Raw genomic sequence first — 15,943 nt, forward strand, 5'->3', positions numbered from 1 at the left:
TGTTTATAATTTAGTCTTTTCTAATATTTGAATGGAGTGCTTGTTCAACGCACCATTTCAGATATTTTACAATGTTTGGGAATTTTGTAGTATTGTTTTCATAGCTAGTCCAATGATCTTCCAATATCCGTACTATTCTCTTTCTGTACAAATGGTCTGGCAAATAGGTAGAAATTTTATAGTTTTCAGCCAACAAACCACAAGTTTGCGACAATTTTACCTGTATAAAAAGGCAGAGACTCTCTTCCACTTCATAATAGCTAATTTCGTTATCTTTCAAATATTTCATAATATCTGCAAAGTCTTTCTGATTAGACCAGTCTTCACCAGTGTATTGTCCTATTAGCAAATGCGTAAGCTCGTGTCCCATGAACCAAGGCAAATTTGGTTTTTTGAATAGTTGGGTATGAATGCTTGGCTGATCAACTAGGCCACTACCAGCAGTATGTAATGCAATTGCACCAACAAACAAGGAATCGAATTTTGGCTTTATTCTAAGTAGCGCAAAAAGTTTTTCCACTACTTTTAGTGTTTTTGCCTGTTCTTTCCAAACCGAAATTGTATTTAACTCGGCTTGTTCTATACTGTCTTTCCAAAACTTTTCAAATAAAGGAAAAAATTTCTCACCTTGTTTAATGATGATCTTAAGCGTATCAAAATTTGGTAGAGGTTCACCAAAAGAAAGATGCTTCAAAGGTTTCTCCTCTACTCCATGATCTGCTTGTTTATAGGGTTCAAGCAAGGGATACAAGGCTCGATAATTCTTAATCTGTATCACATTTGCACGTTCGGTAAGTGTTATCGCCGCTCCATGATAGTTAGATACAGCGGTTAAAGGCACTGCTTTTAAGAGTGTTGGGTAATTGCCCACGTTTCTGTAAAACAGATAAAAAAGAAAATCAGCATAAACGTTATGGCCATAGATCAATGTAAATTCCCTTTTGCTTTCCGATTGGTGAACTTTATGATTCTGTGCACTCGCAGTATAGGCCGAAATCCAAAGTAAAACGGCTAGCAAATATTTCATAATTATTGTTTGTATTAAACTCCAAAAAGCTGCTACGAAACAAATGGGTTTCATTTTGCCTTTTGATAGCATTTCCATTTCATTTCGCAGCAGCTTTTAATTTAAATGCTTACCATTCCGCCGCTGGATTATAGTAAGTCTCTACATCTGGTAGCGGCAGGGTGTATCTTGGATCCGCTACTTGGATTAACGACCCTGCTCCGATAGAAAGCATTGGTTCTGCTTTTCTGGCTAAGTCATTGTATCTCATTCCTTCAGCCAAGAATTCTATTCTCCTTTCCGTCATAATGGCTTTTTCTAAAGCTGCACCAGTCGCAAGAACTCCAAAGTTATAGTTTGGATCAGAACGGTGTCTTACGGCATCCAACAGCGCTCTTGATCTTACCAAATTACCACCAGCAATTAATGCTTCGGCTTCGGCAACATTCAACAGTACTTCTGCATATCTGATCTGTGGAACAAAATCTACGAAAGGTGCCGTACCTGAATATTTTTTAGTATACCAACCAATGGAAGCAGAATATTCCTGTATAAAAGCAGTTCTTCTGGCATCTGTAGCTGGCCATGCCGGATCTGAGTAAATTCCGAAACCCGTGGTGTTGATCACGTATTCCAAATTTCCTGCATTAAAATAATAACCTAGTTGGTTTTGCGTACCCGGAGGATTGGTAGCATCCATGGGTAGTGAGAAAATAGATTCTGAAGTAGTAAATGGCGCAACAAATACATTGGCAATATTAGCTTGAAGCGCATGCGACACTCTTTGCGTATTTTCGAAAGGAGCTGTTTGGGGAACAATCTTATTTCCCTCTTCCAACACCTTTGCATAATTACCCATAGCCAAATACACACGGGTTTTAACCGCAATTGCGGTATTTTTATGCGCACGTGTAGTTCTAAGCAAAGCAGTTCCATAGGTATTTGGAAGATTTTGTTCGGCTTCATTCAAATCATCCAATATCTGGGTATACACTTGTGCTACCGTTGAGCTTTTAAGGGTATTGTTTTCTTCGGTAAGCTCGGCTTTCAGGCGGATTGGTAAACCTCTGGACGTGCCATTGTTAAGCACATAGGGTTTAGCAAAAATCTGTACCAAGCCAAAATAGGTGTAGGCTCTCAAAAATCTGGCTTCTGCTTTATAGTTTTCATACACTGCGGAGCTTAAAATGGCTTTGTTTTTTTCCAGCCCTTCCAAAAAATAGTTTACCCTATTGATCACTAGGTAACCTGCTGTCCAGATATTCCCTAGGTTGGCATCTGAAGATTGGACAGTGGCGTTGTGGACGGTTGCTCCCGTGTTGGAGTTAAATTCTCTTACACGAAACTCCTCTGCCCTGATATCATTATAAATAAGATAGCGACCACCAAATAAGGCACCCGACTTAGCCGTAGCGTACAAACCATTTACCTGTGCCAATATCCTCTCTGGCGAGGTAAATGCGTCTTTATCAATTAGGGATAGTTCTGGCTTTGCTACCAAAAAATCTTTTTTACACGAACTAACGATTAGTGTTAAGGAGAGTGCCAATATGGCAAATTTTGCCAAAGGCTGATGATATGTTTTTTTAAAAAAAGTATTCATGATCAAATGAGTTAAGTGTTATAATCCTAAACTAAGGCCAAAAGTAAAGGACCTTCCTTGAGGGATACTGTTACGTTCGATACCAGCTGCCAAATTTGAATTTCCGTTAGATGAAATCTCGGGATCAACACCAGTGTAACCAGTAATGATGAAAGCATTGGTGACCTGTCCGTAAACCCTCAAACTTTTAATTCCGGTTCTGCCAAAAATAGAAGTAGGCAATTTGTAGCCCAACGTAGCGGTCTGCAATCTGAGGAAATCGCCTTTTTCCACATTATCCGTAATTGGAAAACTAGATCCGTTAGAGATATTGTCGCCATAAATTACTTTAGGAATTTTGGTTACCTGTCCAGGTGTGGTCCAAGCATTAAGCACTTCTGTAGAGTTATTCCAGAAACGTTGATCTAGCAAACCTGCTCTTGATCCGTTGTAGATATAGTTACCACCGGTGAAGGTAAAATTGAAGGCTAAATCAAAATTTCCATAGTTTAAGGTATTGTTAAAACCGCCGTACCAAGTGGGCATGGTATTTCCTGCGTAAACGGCATCTCTAGCAGCAGTAATTGCAGGTGCTATGGCACCGTTGTCTACATACGTCCATGCAGTAGTTCCTGCATGATGTAAATATTGTACTTCTCTACCATTGGCATCTAAAAATATTCTACGTCCATTTGCCGGGTTAACTCCCTTTGTTCTAACGGCATAAACACCCGATACGCTTTTCCCCGCTTCTGTAATACTTGCACTTTCCAAACCACCGGTAGAACCAATAATATTAGGTATACCACTGGCCAATCTTTCCACTTTATTTTTGATAGAAGTAAAATTCAGATTAGCGTTCCAACTAAAGCGATCCGTTTTTACAGGACTACCTGATACGGCAAATTCAAAACCTCGATTATACATGCTTCCCACGTTTAGGAGTATGCTATTACCCGGAATACCTTTTGAGGCTGCTTGCGGAACAGCTAAAATTAAATTATCTACATGTTTATTAAAATAATCAACTTCAAAGGTTAAACGGTTACTAAACAAACTTGCCGAAAGACCAATATCTGTTTGCTTAGTTACCTCCCAGCTCAACACACCGTTTCCAGCTTGGTTAAACGCCCAAGCAAGTGCCGAAGCGCCGTACAATCCTGAACCGAACGTAGTAAATTCATTATATGGACCCACATTTCCGTTACCTACGGTACCATAGCTGGCCCTTAAACGCAAACTACTTACCTTGCTTCCCAATGCCGAGTTTTTGAAAAAACCTTCCTGAGCAATTTCCCAAGCCACGGATGCTCCGCCAAAATTGCCCCATCTGTTTTTAAAAGCCAGGCCCGAGTTGCCATCTCTCCTAAAATTTCCACTCAAATAATATCTCCCTTTGTAGTTGTACGAAGCATTGGCAATGTAGGATTCGAACGCAATTTGCGAGATGGAATTACCTGCTGCCACAATATTGGCGAAAGTACCTTGATAGTTATCAAAGAAATTTGGATCCAATAATCCCGTACGTAATGCCCCCCAGCTTAAGGTTCTGGTATTCTGGAAATCGGAACCAATTTGAGCATTAAAATGGTGACCGCCAAATGATTTCTTATACTGTAAAGTAGTGATCCAGTTCCAATTATTTCTTCTAATCAGGCTATTAAAAGCATTTCCTCCGGCAGAGTTACCATCCCCTTGGAAAGGGTTCCAGTACCTGATATTTTCGGTGTAGGATTTATCCCAAGAGTAGGTAGACTTGACACTCAATCCATCTATAATCTTAACCTCAGCACCTAAATTGGTCAAAAACCTGGTGGTCTCGGAGATATTTCTATCCTGCTCTACGATTACTGAAGGATGCGACCATGAGGTACCAATAAGATTGTTCCCACTTCCTACGCTATTCAGGGTATAGTTATAGCTACCATCGGCATTTCTTACGGCGAGGTTAGGTGACAGTGCAAAGGCAATACGTCCCAGACCCGAGGAGTTGAAAGCCGCACCAGGCACCGAACCGCTGTTTGGAGAATTATTATCTGAATTGGTGAAAGCCATATTCAAGTTCAAGTTTAACCAACCAGTTGCTTTATGGGTTAAATTTGCCCTTCCAGTATATCTTTTAAAGCTGTTGGCTTTTAAAAAACCATTTTGATCGCTAAGTCCGCCCGAAAGGAAATAAGAAGTTTTTTCCGAACCTCCAGAGATATTCACATTATGGTTTTGGGAATAGGCCGTTCTATACACCTCATCGTACCAACGGGTATCTACCATGGATCCATCCGGATGATAATTGGGGAAAAAGCTTTTACCCCCTACGTGCTGAGTAGCGCTAATAGCAGCAGGATTAACCTGAAGGGCATTGGCTACGGCAGTATTCTTTACATCCATATATTGTTGTGCATTAAGTAATTCAGGCAACCTGGTAGCTTTGATTGAACCTATCCAACTATCGTAAGTGATTTTTGAAGAGCCTGCTTTTCCTTTTTTGGTAGTAATAACCAAAACACCAGCAGCAGCTCTAGATCCATAAATAGCTGTTGAGGCTGCATCTTTTAAGATATCAATAGATTCGATATCCGCTGGATTAATGTCTCCCAAAGGATTATTGGCGCTTGAGTTGGTAGAAATATCGCCTGTAGGAAACGGAATACCATCCACAATAACCAGTGGGAAAGAGTTGAGCGAGATGGAGCTTACCCCACGTACACGGATTACCGGCGGGTTGTTGAGCAAACCATTTGGTTGCACAATGTTTACCCCAGCGGCTTGTCCGGTAAGCCCCTGACCAAAGCTTTGTACAGGCTTATCTTTAATGGCATCGCCAGTTACCCTCGAGGCTGAACCTGTAAAATCTTTCTTGGCAACAGTTCCATACCCGGTTACTACTACTTCAGTTAAGGCTTTCGAATCAGATTCGAGCAGAACATTAATTTCTTGTTGCTTGTCTATCGTCACTGTTTTCGCTGCGTATCCAACAGAACTGAACTCTAATGAAATAATACCCATCGGAACAGATAACGAGAACCTACCGTTGGATCCCGTTGATACGCCAACATTTGAGCCTTTTAGCTTCACGCTCACGCCTGGCAGGGGCAAGCCATCCTCGTTGGATGCCACCATGCCTGTTACTGTCCTATTTTGGGCAAATAGCGCAAAGCAGAACAAAAAATTGGCTACTAATAACAGTAATTTTTTTTTCATAATTTAATGGTTAGTTAATTGATTATATGCGGTTTAATACATACGTGATTAAATAAAATTCATTTCTACCAAGCTGTTTTCTATGGTAGTTTTCCGATATTCCAATGGTGTTTTTCCTTCTTGGCCACTGAATAGCCTAATAAAGGCGCTGGTATCCTTAAGTCCTACATTACTAGCTACCTTTTTTATAGGATAGCTAGTACCTACAAGCAGTAATTTTGCTCTTTGTAAACGCACTTGAGTTAAATATTGATAAGGGGTAATTCCATAGGCGGCTTTAAATGTGCGCAGCAAATGGTTAACTGAAAGGCAGCAATAAGTAGAAATGTCCTCCAGGTAAATTTTATTGTTAAAATTGCTGCTGATAAATTCTCTAGCTAGCAATAATCTTCTAAATAGCTCCTTTTTGGTTGCTGGATTTAGTGAACTGAGCCTGTTCAATCTATTTAACACTTCATTTTGATAGATGTTATGATAATCCAACAAACAGCGGTTCAAACATTCGTCAATCCAAGCCTCATCACGCAATCCACTATCTATGTGTCTTTTAAGGCCAGTTATGTTATACCACATGGCACCGCTAAATGGATATAGGGTTTCCATAAAGAGGGGTCTGATACTACCAGTCCCCCCAAAAAGCCCATCATCGTTTCGGTTAAAAGCATAATTGAAATCTTCGACCAACGACGACTTTATGGCTACAGAGAGCGTAGACACTGGCTTGGCATGATTTATCGAAGCATTGTAAACCGTACCAACATTAAACAATGCAAAGCTATCCGGAAAGATGTCTATCTTTTTACGTCCAACTGTACAACTTTCCAAACCATTAAAAACGAAACGTAACGTATAAAAATGACCGGTATCCGTTGGACTGTAAAAGGATTCACAAGTATTTTCGCTGATGATCCTATTACCATTGGCAAGTTTAACGATGTGCTTCATAAAAATTGAGGATATATTTTGCTATTTAAGTCGTTATTGGATAAGCAACTTTTCCACTACGGTCTCGTTATTTTCCTTTACCACCTTTAAAAGGTAAGTTCCCGCTGGCAGCTTGTTAAATCGGAGGGTATGCGTATCTGCGCTGGTGTCAAGGGTGGCACGATATAATGTTTGTCCGGTAATAGAACTGATGGCTACCATTTTTGCCTTGGGGATAGCGATATTTACAAAGTCGGTAGCGGGATTGGGGCTTACAGAAAGCCTCTCCAGTTTTTTAGGCACTACGCTAGCCATTTTGCTGTAGCTGAAAGCGCCATCCTTATCTACCATTTTTAACCTATAGTAAATGGTAGACGCATTAAGCAAACCTGGTGGTAGTGTTTCTTTTAAGAAATAGCTTTGTTGTGCGGTACCATTTTTGGCTTCAACCCTGCCAGCAGCAGTAAAACTAATGCCATCTACACTACGTTCAACTATAAAGTGCGAAACCCCAATTTCATTGGCCGTGGTCCAAAAATGTCTTACAAATCGGTCATCCACGTCTGCACTATAGTCGAGCAGTTTTAATGGCAGTATGTTATCAATCTCGAAATATTTAACACTGGTGGTACTGAACTTCCCTTCGATATCCCTACTGCGCACATAGAAATAATGCCCACCTTCAGCTAAGGTGCTGATATCAATGTTAGCGGCAACATCCTCCACATTAGCATTTTCAACAACCGATATCCTAGCACCATTTCCTAGCCCCGGATCAGTGTCAATAAAATATTCTAAATAACTAATGTTAGTCAATGCCACGGTTGACGATAATTCTCTATACACCAATCTTTTGCTGACTACGCTCCACTGCCCGGTAGCGGCTTGGCTACGCACCGTAAAAAAATGAAGGCCTTTGGGCAATGCAGAAACATCTACATTGAAGGTGAGATTATTGATCTCATTGGCACTCACTAATGGAACTGGTGTAGCTAAACCAAAACCTGGGTCCATCCCAAAAAAATACTCAATCCTTAGGATGGTGGTTTGCGCAAAAGCACCAGCCTTCGCCACTGCAAAGCAGCATAAAAACATGATTAATTTTCTGTGCATATGCTTATCTATTTGTTTTGGTGCTGATGATTACCTGCATTGAGTTACCGCTAACGATGCCAGGTACGTCCAGTCTGTAAATAGAGGGAATAGGCGGCTGCAATGCTCCAAAAACATAGGGATCGGCACCTCCGGTGGCTCCACAATCTGAACCTCCTAGGCCTGCTCCCCTAGCGGGACTAATGGCGCTCAGCTGAAAGTATCTGTCATCAATACTGGTTGCCATAAATATATTAGCCATTGGAGCGTTAAAAACATTATTGTCGTTATCAGCAGTTACCTCTACTCCTGCTTTAAAATAGGAGTTGGCAGTGAGCACGTTATTGTTAAAGTTGCTGCTACGTAGGTTAGCAGTACCTTGAACAATAATGTTATTACTCATATTTGAGTTCCAAGTGAATACATTACCATTAATGGTATTATGATGTATAGTCACATCCTGTATACCGGAGCCATTTTCTATATTTCCAGCAATGATGTTGTTCGTTACTGCGATAAAATTGGACTGATCAATCCTAAGCCTCGTAATGTAATTGTGGTATATCAAAGCATTGGCACACCCAGTCATATCTATTCGGCCATAGTTTCTGAAAAGGTGTAATTGAGCTACGCCATCTACCACAATGTCTGCTTTAATGCCTGCAATAACCGTGTTATTAGCACCATTACGTATATTGATTAGCGCAATGGTAGCTCCGGGAAGACCAGGGAGCTGATGTCCCTCATAACTATCTAAAAAAGAACCCAGCCCCATCACCACCAACCTTTTGCTAATATTAAAAGCCGTATAGGTAATGGAACTGCTTTCAAAATAAAGCGTATCACCAGGTTGGGCGTCATCATGTGCCTGTTGGCCATTGATGTAGGCTGAAGAAACCATGTAATTGTTGTTTACACGGAAAATTTTAGCGTATAATTGGGTTATTCCCAATAAACAGCACATGGCTACAAGTAGAAGTCTTTTCATATTATTAAAAATTAAGATGATTGCTACGCACAATACGGAATCGCAGCATTGATAAATGTTATTTTTTGATGGCCTCCATGAGCTCCCTAAGGTCTGCTTCAGAAAGGCCGTTTTCGTCGGTCAGTTTCCAAAACATGGTTTGAATGACTGAATAAGGTTCCATCCACGCAGGTTGTACGTAATCTGGTCTATAGGCATCCATAGGATTGTAATGCTGTTTGATCTTTAAATGAGGTTTGTTCTTTAATAAGGAAAGGAATTTTAGCACTTGTTCATTTTTAGTAACTACCTTGGGGATATGCATTCCCTTCCCTATAGGATAATTCCGTGTATCAGGTGCATTGTTCTCTTCCCAAGGGAGACCCTTGCCTTCATTCATACAAGCCACTCCCAAGTAAAAGGTGGTGGTGTCGTTCCCCCCAGTATTTCCATAAGGTGGCATGGTAATAGGCTCTCTATCCATCAACATTCCATTTTGAATTCTGCTAGGAGCAACATTCATCACCACTAGCCCTGCTGGAAAGAAAATTTCTCCACCCTTCCAAGTGCTATCGGCAACAATATTGATATCCACATAGAAGGTATTCATGTTACCATGCAATTTCTTGATATCAGGATCAAAAGGATGGTTGGGGCGTTGTACAAAACGCAGGCCGGCCGGCAATTTAAATGGGGTTCCAACTGGTTCTTCGTCACTATCTCCAAAGCCAGGTTCATTCTCTATTTTAGACAAATAGGTAAAAGGAATTTCTTCTTCTTCAAGAGATGCTCCTCCACTTTTGCTGCACCAAGTCAAGGTCGTAAGGCACAACAATGCTATCAAATTGATGCTTAAATCTCTAGTACTCATGCGAGCAAAACTAAAAGTGATCCACGCTCGACTACGCCTTTTTCTACGAAGCGCAACTATAGAAGTTAAAATGCAAAAAAGAAGGGTCTAAATCTATTGCCTACAAAAAGGCTAGTTGCTTACATAGAAATCAATCTTTAAACAACCTTGTTCATTTCTTGAAATGTGAAGCTTTTCATTGAACTCATGCGCTAAACGTTTCGCTGTATTTTTCAGGCCCACACCCTCGCCGTTAAATATATCATCGAGGTTACCTCGATAAGGTTGCCCAGTATTTTCGATGATGATATGGGTTTTATTAAGTTCACGTTTGCATTTTATATGGACAAAACCTCCTGCTATAGAAGGTTCTATCCCATGTTTGATTGCGTTTTCTACCAAAGGCTGCAATAACATGGGCGGTATTTCCACTTGTTCAGCCTCGGGGAAACTTTGTATATCTATCTGAAGTCGTTTACCAAACCTTGCCTGCTCCAGTGAAAGATAAGTGACCATAAATTCAAGTTCCTGGCTCAAGGGTACTTTTTCCTGCTGGGTTGATTGTAAGGCGTACCGAAAGGTATCAGCCAAACGTGCAATCAATATTCTGGTAGGTTCCTGCTCGTGAGGTAAAGATGCACTAATACTGTTTAAGGTATTGAATAGGAAATGTGGTTGTATCTGTGCCTTTAAAGCACTAATTTCTCCTTTATGAGCAAGCTCTCTTAAAGCCTGCTCCCGCAGCAATTGCTGTTCTCTTTCTCTAAAAAATAAATCGATGTGTAGCGAACTGAATACTTGCACATAAAATAATAAGTTAGGCCCTATATTTTGAAAAACCTGTTGACGGGTCATGATTGGTAGGCCCACCGCCTTATTATAAAAATAATAAAGCAGTACCCACAAAGCATAATAAATTAATGCCGTAAATAGATGCAGAGCAAATCTCCTTTTAATGGGGATTTTGCTCATTTTGCGAAAATGCAACCACCAAATCGGCAAGCAAGCCATAGTCATGATCAAACAATCGACCCCAAGCTCAATCAGAAATGCCCAACTGAAGCCCAACGAGAATAAACGCGGAGTTCCATAAAGCACACTCATAGCGATGAGTACAAAAATAAAAAGGAGTATTTCCCTCCTAGTGGCATCACGCCTGATGAAATGTAACATTGATAAGTATTTCAATACAATTTTAATCAATAATAATTAAATGAGCGTTTTACTTTAATATGTCTTATATCGACTATTAATGTCATTTATCGAACCATATGGCCGATTGACGGAAAACTTATTTTTATTTCGCATAATCTGTATCTTGGGATACACTAAAAAATAGTTATGTCAAGAAAATCTGTATTAGTTATTGATGATGAGGACCACGGCAGGCACTTGGTGAAGCAATATCTCGAATCATACCCAGACTTTTTTGTAGCTGGTGAATGCAGCAATGGCATAGAGGCGATCAAATACATTAATATGATGGAACCTGATCTTGTATTTTTAGACATTCAGATGCCAGGAGCTAACGGATTTGAGGTATTGCACCAAATAGACCACGTACCCAATGTGATTTTTACTACTGCTTTCGACAAGTATGCCATTAAGGCTTTTGAGCTGAATGCCGTAGATTACCTACTTAAACCATATACTAAAGAACGTTTCGACAACACCATGGGGCGCTTACAGGCAAATGCCATTTCTTTAGCCAAGCTTGCCTTAAATACACTTCCATCACAACAACACTATCTGGACAGAATTATTGTAGAACACCAAAAACGCTTCAAGAGCGTTTCTGTAGAGGATATCATGTATCTCAAGGCCGATGGAGATTATACTCAAATATTTACGCCCGACACTTCGTATCTGAGTTCGCTAGGGATTAGTGCTGTTTTACAACGTTTTGACCCTAAAAAGTTCGTACGCATACATCGTTCTGTAGTAGTTAATCTAACCTATATCAAGGAACTTTACCGCGATATTGGCAAAACTTTCTTGGTATTGGCCGATGATACAGAGTTTAATATTGGAAGAAGCTACCTCCCAGAAATTAAAAATCTGATGATTTAAAGCGTATAAACTGCCTTTATCTCATGTGTTTTTCCTTTGGGAGTTTTCCACTTATAGACCAGCACCAATCTGCTTGCCGAAGCTTCCAATAAGTTATACGCTTGTGACCTACCGTTTTCCGTTAAGGTGAGTCGTTTTGCTACGGCATCGTAAGTCCAAGTACCGGCCTCTTGCTTACCAGCTTCCTGATCTTCACACAATTTCTTTCCAGTATCTTTAATTACGATACCACCTTTCCTCAAAATCATGAGATCATCTCGCTCACAATCTTCCGTTTTAGGAAAGATATCTGTCTCCAACTTACCGTCCATATCCCAATCAATGGCTGGTGATGCCGAAAGTGCTTTAAGCTTCCAAGGCTTATCCGTAAAATTTGCTTGCTGTAGTGACACTGTCCTATAAAGAGGCTGCAGAGTATATCCATCGGCAGCCCCAATAATTGTCCATCCAGACATCACTACTACTAAAAAAAAGATTTTCATTAACCTAAAATCTAAAAATCTATGTAGTAAATTAACTATTAACTACTCAAAAATAACAGCAATCAAAAAGCGTATTTAATTAATTCTTTCAACTGCTATTGCAATCGTTTAATCTATGTTTTATGGCGCTCAACAACAAACACTACTTTTCATCTTTCAATATCCATTTAATTCGATCAGCATAATTGAATAATGATATCACGTAGCATAAAAGAACCGTTATACCGATGACGATATTTTTAATATCATCAAATAAATGGTACATTACTATGCAGATTACAATGGGAGTAAGCGCCAGAATAGCTGCTAGACGAAATTTTCTGATCAATAGACATATCCCAGCAAGCAATTCAATTACTTTCTGTACAATAAAAATATAGTTAGTTTGGGAAAGCAAGATTGCAAATTTAGATTGAGGATTTACAGGAACAATCGCTTCAAAACCTAAAGGAATCATTAATCCATTAACTCCTCCAAAAACAAAAGTTACGCCCAAAATCAACTGTGCCAATACCGAAATTTTCTTCATTACATTATTTATTTTGAGGATTTGACAGAAAATCAATGATTTCCATTCGATTACCCAATGGAATAGACCTTTCCTCAAGCAAAAATATCTGGAGGCAACAATAAATTGATGATTATCAGACGAACGACAAATAATATCGTTAAACTGCTACCATTAGCTTCAAACAAAAGCAGCCCATTAAAGGGCTGCTTAACACTACGTAACTGTAAATTTTAACAGGCTACGTAGTACACCACCATAAAAATGAGTACGATAACTGCCAAAAAATATACCCCCCAATGCTTGTTCCAGTGCTTATTCATGACTACAAATCATCTAATTGATTACCGGCACGCCGTTGCATGAACCAGTACCAAAGGTAAGCTTAAAAGAATTTTGTGTCGTGGTTGCTCCAGTACCAGCCATTTCGACCATTAATTGACCAGTAACCGGATAATAGCGATTAGTGCAAGAAAATTGGAGCTTCGATTCGCCCAAGCCTTTTACTTTTAATAATGAATTTTTACCGTTGGTATTTAACGTTAGATTATAAATTAATTCCTTTCGATTAAAAACATCATCGGTAATATCATTAGGGCTAGCAAACCCCGAAACAAATTCACTGGCTCTGCTCAGGGTGAAATCTAAGGTATATTGCCCTTCCTTAGTCAATTTACCATTCAATGCAATAAAATTTAAACGTAAACGATCAGAACCCGGAACATAACCAATGCTATAATTTCCCCTTACATCAATCTCACCTAGCCGATAAGTTTGCGACCTTACCATGGTATCAAAATTTGTTTCATTGAATTCTACAAGCAGCTTACCTGATCTAAATTTACCATCTGTGCAAATACCACCAGCTCCAAAATCTATGGTAATCTCTTGACCATTCCCAGTTCCTCTTCTCCTAATTAACCCCTTACCCAAATAGAGTCCATCATCAGGGTACTGTGCAATATTGCTAGGGATATACCTACCTATAAATTCCATTTCATTTGATGTTTCCTCTGTTTGGATAATGAATTCAGAATATTTTTGAAATTCAGGCTTTTCATCTGCCCGAATTGATTTTTTACAGGAAGTGATTACAACCAATCCCAAAATCAAGATTGCTAGATAATTGTTTTTTTTCATAATATTAATTTCAACGGTATACGTAAGTAAATCATAGAAATGCTACAACAACTATTTTAAAGGTGATATCAGCATATTTTTAAATATGAGCTATGGTTTTAGCTGAATGAAATTGTAGTGACAGATGGGGAATGATAGAAATAAAAAAGGTTGGCTTTTATCAAAACCAACCTTTTGTGTCCCCGACGAGATTCGAACTCATATCATCAGAACCGGAATCTGACATTCTATCCATTGAACTACGGGGACAAAGTGTGCAAATATAATTATAAGCCTAAGGATAAGAAATTTTATTTACCAATGTTACCAAACCCTTTTCCATCATCTACTTAAAAGAACTCTTACACTTAACCATCAAAACATTTTTTCAAACAACCTTCAAACAAAATCCCCAAAATGATATTTAACTACTAGGAATCTCAAAAAAACAAAGCAAAACGACACAAAAAAATGCCCGTACCAACCCAATTTTTAAAATAAAAAACGCACCTTTACACGCCCATAAAGTACAACCCCAAAAATCCAACGCTTATGGAAGAACTGCAAGTAGAAGAAGTATTAAATTTGTTGGAAAACGAGAATGATAGGCAACTAAAAGCCTACCTCAATGAGCTCAACATTTCTGATGTGGAAGAGCTTATTGATGAACTTCCTCAACACGCAGTTAAATTTATCGAGACCTTATCCATTAAACGTGCTGTAAACGTTTTCCGTATCCTCGATTTTCCAACCCAAGAGCGTATTATTAAAAAACTGCAGGCCAACAAACTTACCGAAATCATTAGGCAACTACCTCCTGATGACAGGACTGCACTTTTTGGAGAATTACAAGGCGAGGCCGTAAAAAAGCTTTTGGTGCTTTTACCTGATAACGACCGTAAAGAAGCACTTAACCTTTTGGGTTACGAAGAAGATAGTGTGGGCCGTTTAATGACACCAGATTTTATTGCCGTAAAAACGGATTGGACGGTAAGCCGGGTACTATCGCACATTCGCAGGTATGGCAAAAACTCTGAAACCATTGACGTAGTATATGTAATCGACAAAGATGGTGTCCTGTTGGATGACATTCGTATCCGTGAGATACTACTATCAGACCCAGAAGCGAAGATTGGGGAACTTACAGACAATCGCCTAATTTCCTTAAACGTAAACGATCCTCAAGAAGAAGCCATTAACGTGTTCAAAATGAACAATAGAGTAGCTTTACCGGTGGTAGATGATCAAAATGTGCTTTTAGGGATAGTAACGGTGGATGATATTTTATGGATTGCCCATGAAGAATACACCGAAGACATGCATAAAATGGGTGGTACGCAAGCTCTTGACGAACCATACCTAGATGTATCGGTATTTGAACTTTACAAAAAACGTGTAGTATGGCTTATTGTCCTGTTTTTTGGCGAGTTGCTTACCATTACCGCCATGTCCAATTTTGAAAGCCAGATTGCCAAAGTGGTTATTCTGGCTACTTTCATTCCATTAATTATTTCTAGCGGAGGAAATAGCGGTTCGCAAGCCGCAACCCTCATCATACAAGCCATGGCCCTTGGCGAAGTCACCATTAAAGACTGGTGGAACGTTATGCGCCGCGAAATCATCTCAGGCATTTTTCTTGGCACAACCCTTTGCCTATTAAGCTTCTGCGTTATTTTCGCTTGGCATATCATCATGCCTTTTAGCGAACATTATATCCGTATTGGCCTAGTAGTAGGCTGTTCTCTTATTGGTGTAGTGCTATGGGGTACGCTCATGGGTTCCATGCTCCCACTTTTGCTCAAACGCCTAGGTGCCGACCCTGCCGCGTCGTCTACTCCATTTGTAGCCACACTGGTTGACGTAACTGGCCTTATCATTTATTTCTCTTTTGCCCTATTGTTTTTGAGCGGCGTTTTGCTCTAGTTTTTGAAAAACAATTTCAGCAACAGCCCTGCTTTACGCTACAATCAGGTTGAGTTAGCAACTGCTGTACAATTTTCACGTAACCAACCTAACTAAATCAAACCTCGCAGGTTTTGAAAACCTACGAGGTTTTTACTCAAGCTCAGACTTACGAAGTTTCTAAAGCTTCGTAAGTCTCCACCTGGGGCCAACCAAAAAATTAAAAAAAATATTTGCGTA

The 15,943-nt window shown here is 39.6% G+C and carries 13 protein-coding genes and 1 tRNA gene; 2 read left to right on the forward strand and 12 right to left on the reverse strand.

The window, feature by feature from the left end; all coding sequences use genetic code 11:
• Nucleotides 1–10 precede the first annotated feature (10 nt).
• From ABDV71_RS19215 to ABDV71_RS19250, 8 genes are all read right to left on the reverse strand, one after another.
• Nucleotides 11–1,027: a hypothetical protein gene (locus ABDV71_RS19215; protein WP_343535459.1), complete on the reverse strand. Its 1,017-nt coding sequence runs from the start codon at nucleotides 1,025–1,027 to the stop codon at nucleotides 11–13.
• A 109-nt stretch (nucleotides 1,028–1,136) separates the two neighbouring features.
• A complete protein-coding gene (locus tag ABDV71_RS19220) occupies nucleotides 1,137–2,609 on the reverse strand; it encodes a RagB/SusD family nutrient uptake outer membrane protein (protein ID WP_343535460.1) in 1,473 nt (490 codons plus the stop codon).
• 18 nt (nucleotides 2,610–2,627) lie between these two features.
• Nucleotides 2,628–5,789, reverse strand: coding sequence for a TonB-dependent receptor (locus ABDV71_RS19225; protein ID WP_343535462.1), 3,162 nt, complete (start codon nucleotides 5,787–5,789; stop codon nucleotides 2,628–2,630).
• Nucleotides 5,790–5,837: 48 nt separating this feature from the next.
• A complete protein-coding gene (locus tag ABDV71_RS19230; protein WP_343535464.1) occupies nucleotides 5,838–6,734 on the reverse strand; it encodes an AraC family transcriptional regulator in 897 nt (298 codons plus the stop codon).
• A 33-nt stretch (nucleotides 6,735–6,767) separates the two neighbouring features.
• Nucleotides 6,768–7,826, reverse strand: coding sequence for a T9SS type A sorting domain-containing protein (locus ABDV71_RS19235; RefSeq protein ID WP_343535465.1), 1,059 nt, complete (start codon nucleotides 7,824–7,826; stop codon nucleotides 6,768–6,770).
• Between the two features lie 4 nt (nucleotides 7,827–7,830).
• Nucleotides 7,831–8,793, reverse strand: coding sequence for a hypothetical protein (locus ABDV71_RS19240; protein ID WP_343535467.1), 963 nt, complete (start codon nucleotides 8,791–8,793; stop codon nucleotides 7,831–7,833).
• Nucleotides 8,794–8,851: 58 nt separating this feature from the next.
• Nucleotides 8,852–9,643, reverse strand: coding sequence for a hypothetical protein (locus tag ABDV71_RS19245; protein WP_343535468.1), 792 nt, complete (start codon nucleotides 9,641–9,643; stop codon nucleotides 8,852–8,854).
• Nucleotides 9,644–9,754: 111 nt separating this feature from the next.
• Entirely contained in the window at nucleotides 9,755–10,795 is a 1,041-nt protein-coding gene (locus tag ABDV71_RS19250; RefSeq protein WP_343535470.1) for a histidine kinase, read from the reverse strand.
• Nucleotides 10,796–10,963: 168 nt separating this feature from the next.
• Here ABDV71_RS19250 and ABDV71_RS19255 point away from each other — a divergent pair, with 168 nt between their 5' ends.
• A complete protein-coding gene (locus ABDV71_RS19255; RefSeq protein WP_343535471.1) occupies nucleotides 10,964–11,692 on the forward strand; it encodes a response regulator in 729 nt (242 codons plus the stop codon).
• On the opposite strand, the gene ABDV71_RS19260 is transcribed toward ABDV71_RS19255, so the two are convergent.
• The 4 genes from ABDV71_RS19260 to ABDV71_RS19275 all read right to left on the reverse strand — a co-directional run bounded on the left by ABDV71_RS19260 (nucleotide 11,689) and on the right by ABDV71_RS19275 (nucleotide 14,071).
• Nucleotides 11,689–12,174 carry a hypothetical protein gene (locus ABDV71_RS19260; RefSeq protein ID WP_343535473.1) on the reverse strand — a complete coding sequence of 162 codons (486 nt, stop codon included), beginning with the start codon at nucleotides 12,172–12,174 and terminating at the stop codon, nucleotides 11,689–11,691. The genes ABDV71_RS19255 and ABDV71_RS19260 overlap by 4 nt on opposite strands.
• A gap of 142 nt (nucleotides 12,175–12,316) precedes the next feature.
• Nucleotides 12,317–12,703, reverse strand: coding sequence for a hypothetical protein (locus ABDV71_RS19265; protein ID WP_343535475.1), 387 nt, complete (start codon nucleotides 12,701–12,703; stop codon nucleotides 12,317–12,319).
• 315 nt (nucleotides 12,704–13,018) lie between these two features.
• On the reverse strand, nucleotides 13,019–13,822 hold the full coding sequence (locus ABDV71_RS19270) for a hypothetical protein (protein WP_343535477.1): 804 nt from the start codon (nucleotides 13,820–13,822) through the stop codon (nucleotides 13,019–13,021).
• Between the two features lie 177 nt (nucleotides 13,823–13,999).
• Nucleotides 14,000–14,071 (reverse strand) — tRNA-Arg (locus ABDV71_RS19275).
• Nucleotides 14,072–14,353: 282 nt separating this feature from the next.
• Here ABDV71_RS19275 and mgtE point away from each other — a divergent pair.
• Entirely contained in the window at nucleotides 14,354–15,724 is a 1,371-nt protein-coding gene (gene mgtE / locus ABDV71_RS19280; protein WP_343535479.1) for a magnesium transporter, read from the forward strand.
• Nucleotides 15,725–15,943 lie beyond the last annotated feature (219 nt).

This window comes from Pedobacter sp. (genome assembly GCF_039594775.1).
Taxonomy (GTDB): Bacteria; Bacteroidota; Bacteroidia; order Sphingobacteriales; family Sphingobacteriaceae; genus Pedobacter.

Coding starts and splice junctions, on each gene's coding strand:
- ABDV71_RS19215 (WP_343535459.1), bottom strand. CDS start 1,027: ATGAAATATTTGCTAGCCGTTTTACTTTGGATTTCGGCCTATACTGCG.
- ABDV71_RS19220 (WP_343535460.1), bottom strand. CDS start 2,609: ATGAATACTTTTTTTAAAAAAACATATCATCAGCCTTTGGCAAAATTT.
- ABDV71_RS19225 (WP_343535462.1), bottom strand. CDS start 5,789: ATGAAAAAAAAATTACTGTTATTAGTAGCCAATTTTTTGTTCTGCTTT.
- ABDV71_RS19230 (WP_343535464.1), bottom strand. CDS start 6,734: ATGAAGCACATCGTTAAACTTGCCAATGGTAATAGGATCATCAGCGAA.
- ABDV71_RS19235 (WP_343535465.1), bottom strand. CDS start 7,826: ATGCACAGAAAATTAATCATGTTTTTATGCTGCTTTGCAGTGGCGAAG.
- ABDV71_RS19240 (WP_343535467.1), bottom strand. CDS start 8,793: ATGAAAAGACTTCTACTTGTAGCCATGTGCTGTTTATTGGGAATAACC.
- ABDV71_RS19245 (WP_343535468.1), bottom strand. CDS start 9,643: ATGAGTACTAGAGATTTAAGCATCAATTTGATAGCATTGTTGTGCCTT.
- ABDV71_RS19250 (WP_343535470.1), bottom strand. CDS start 10,795: ATGTTACATTTCATCAGGCGTGATGCCACTAGGAGGGAAATACTCCTT.
- ABDV71_RS19255 (WP_343535471.1), top strand. CDS start 10,964: ATGTCAAGAAAATCTGTATTAGTTATTGATGATGAGGACCACGGCAGG.
- ABDV71_RS19260 (WP_343535473.1), bottom strand. CDS start 12,174: ATGAAAATCTTTTTTTTAGTAGTAGTGATGTCTGGATGGACAATTATT.
- ABDV71_RS19265 (WP_343535475.1), bottom strand. CDS start 12,703: ATGAAGAAAATTTCGGTATTGGCACAGTTGATTTTGGGCGTAACTTTT.
- ABDV71_RS19270 (WP_343535477.1), bottom strand. CDS start 13,822: ATGAAAAAAAACAATTATCTAGCAATCTTGATTTTGGGATTGGTTGTA.
- mgtE (WP_343535479.1), top strand. CDS start 14,354: ATGGAAGAACTGCAAGTAGAAGAAGTATTAAATTTGTTGGAAAACGAG.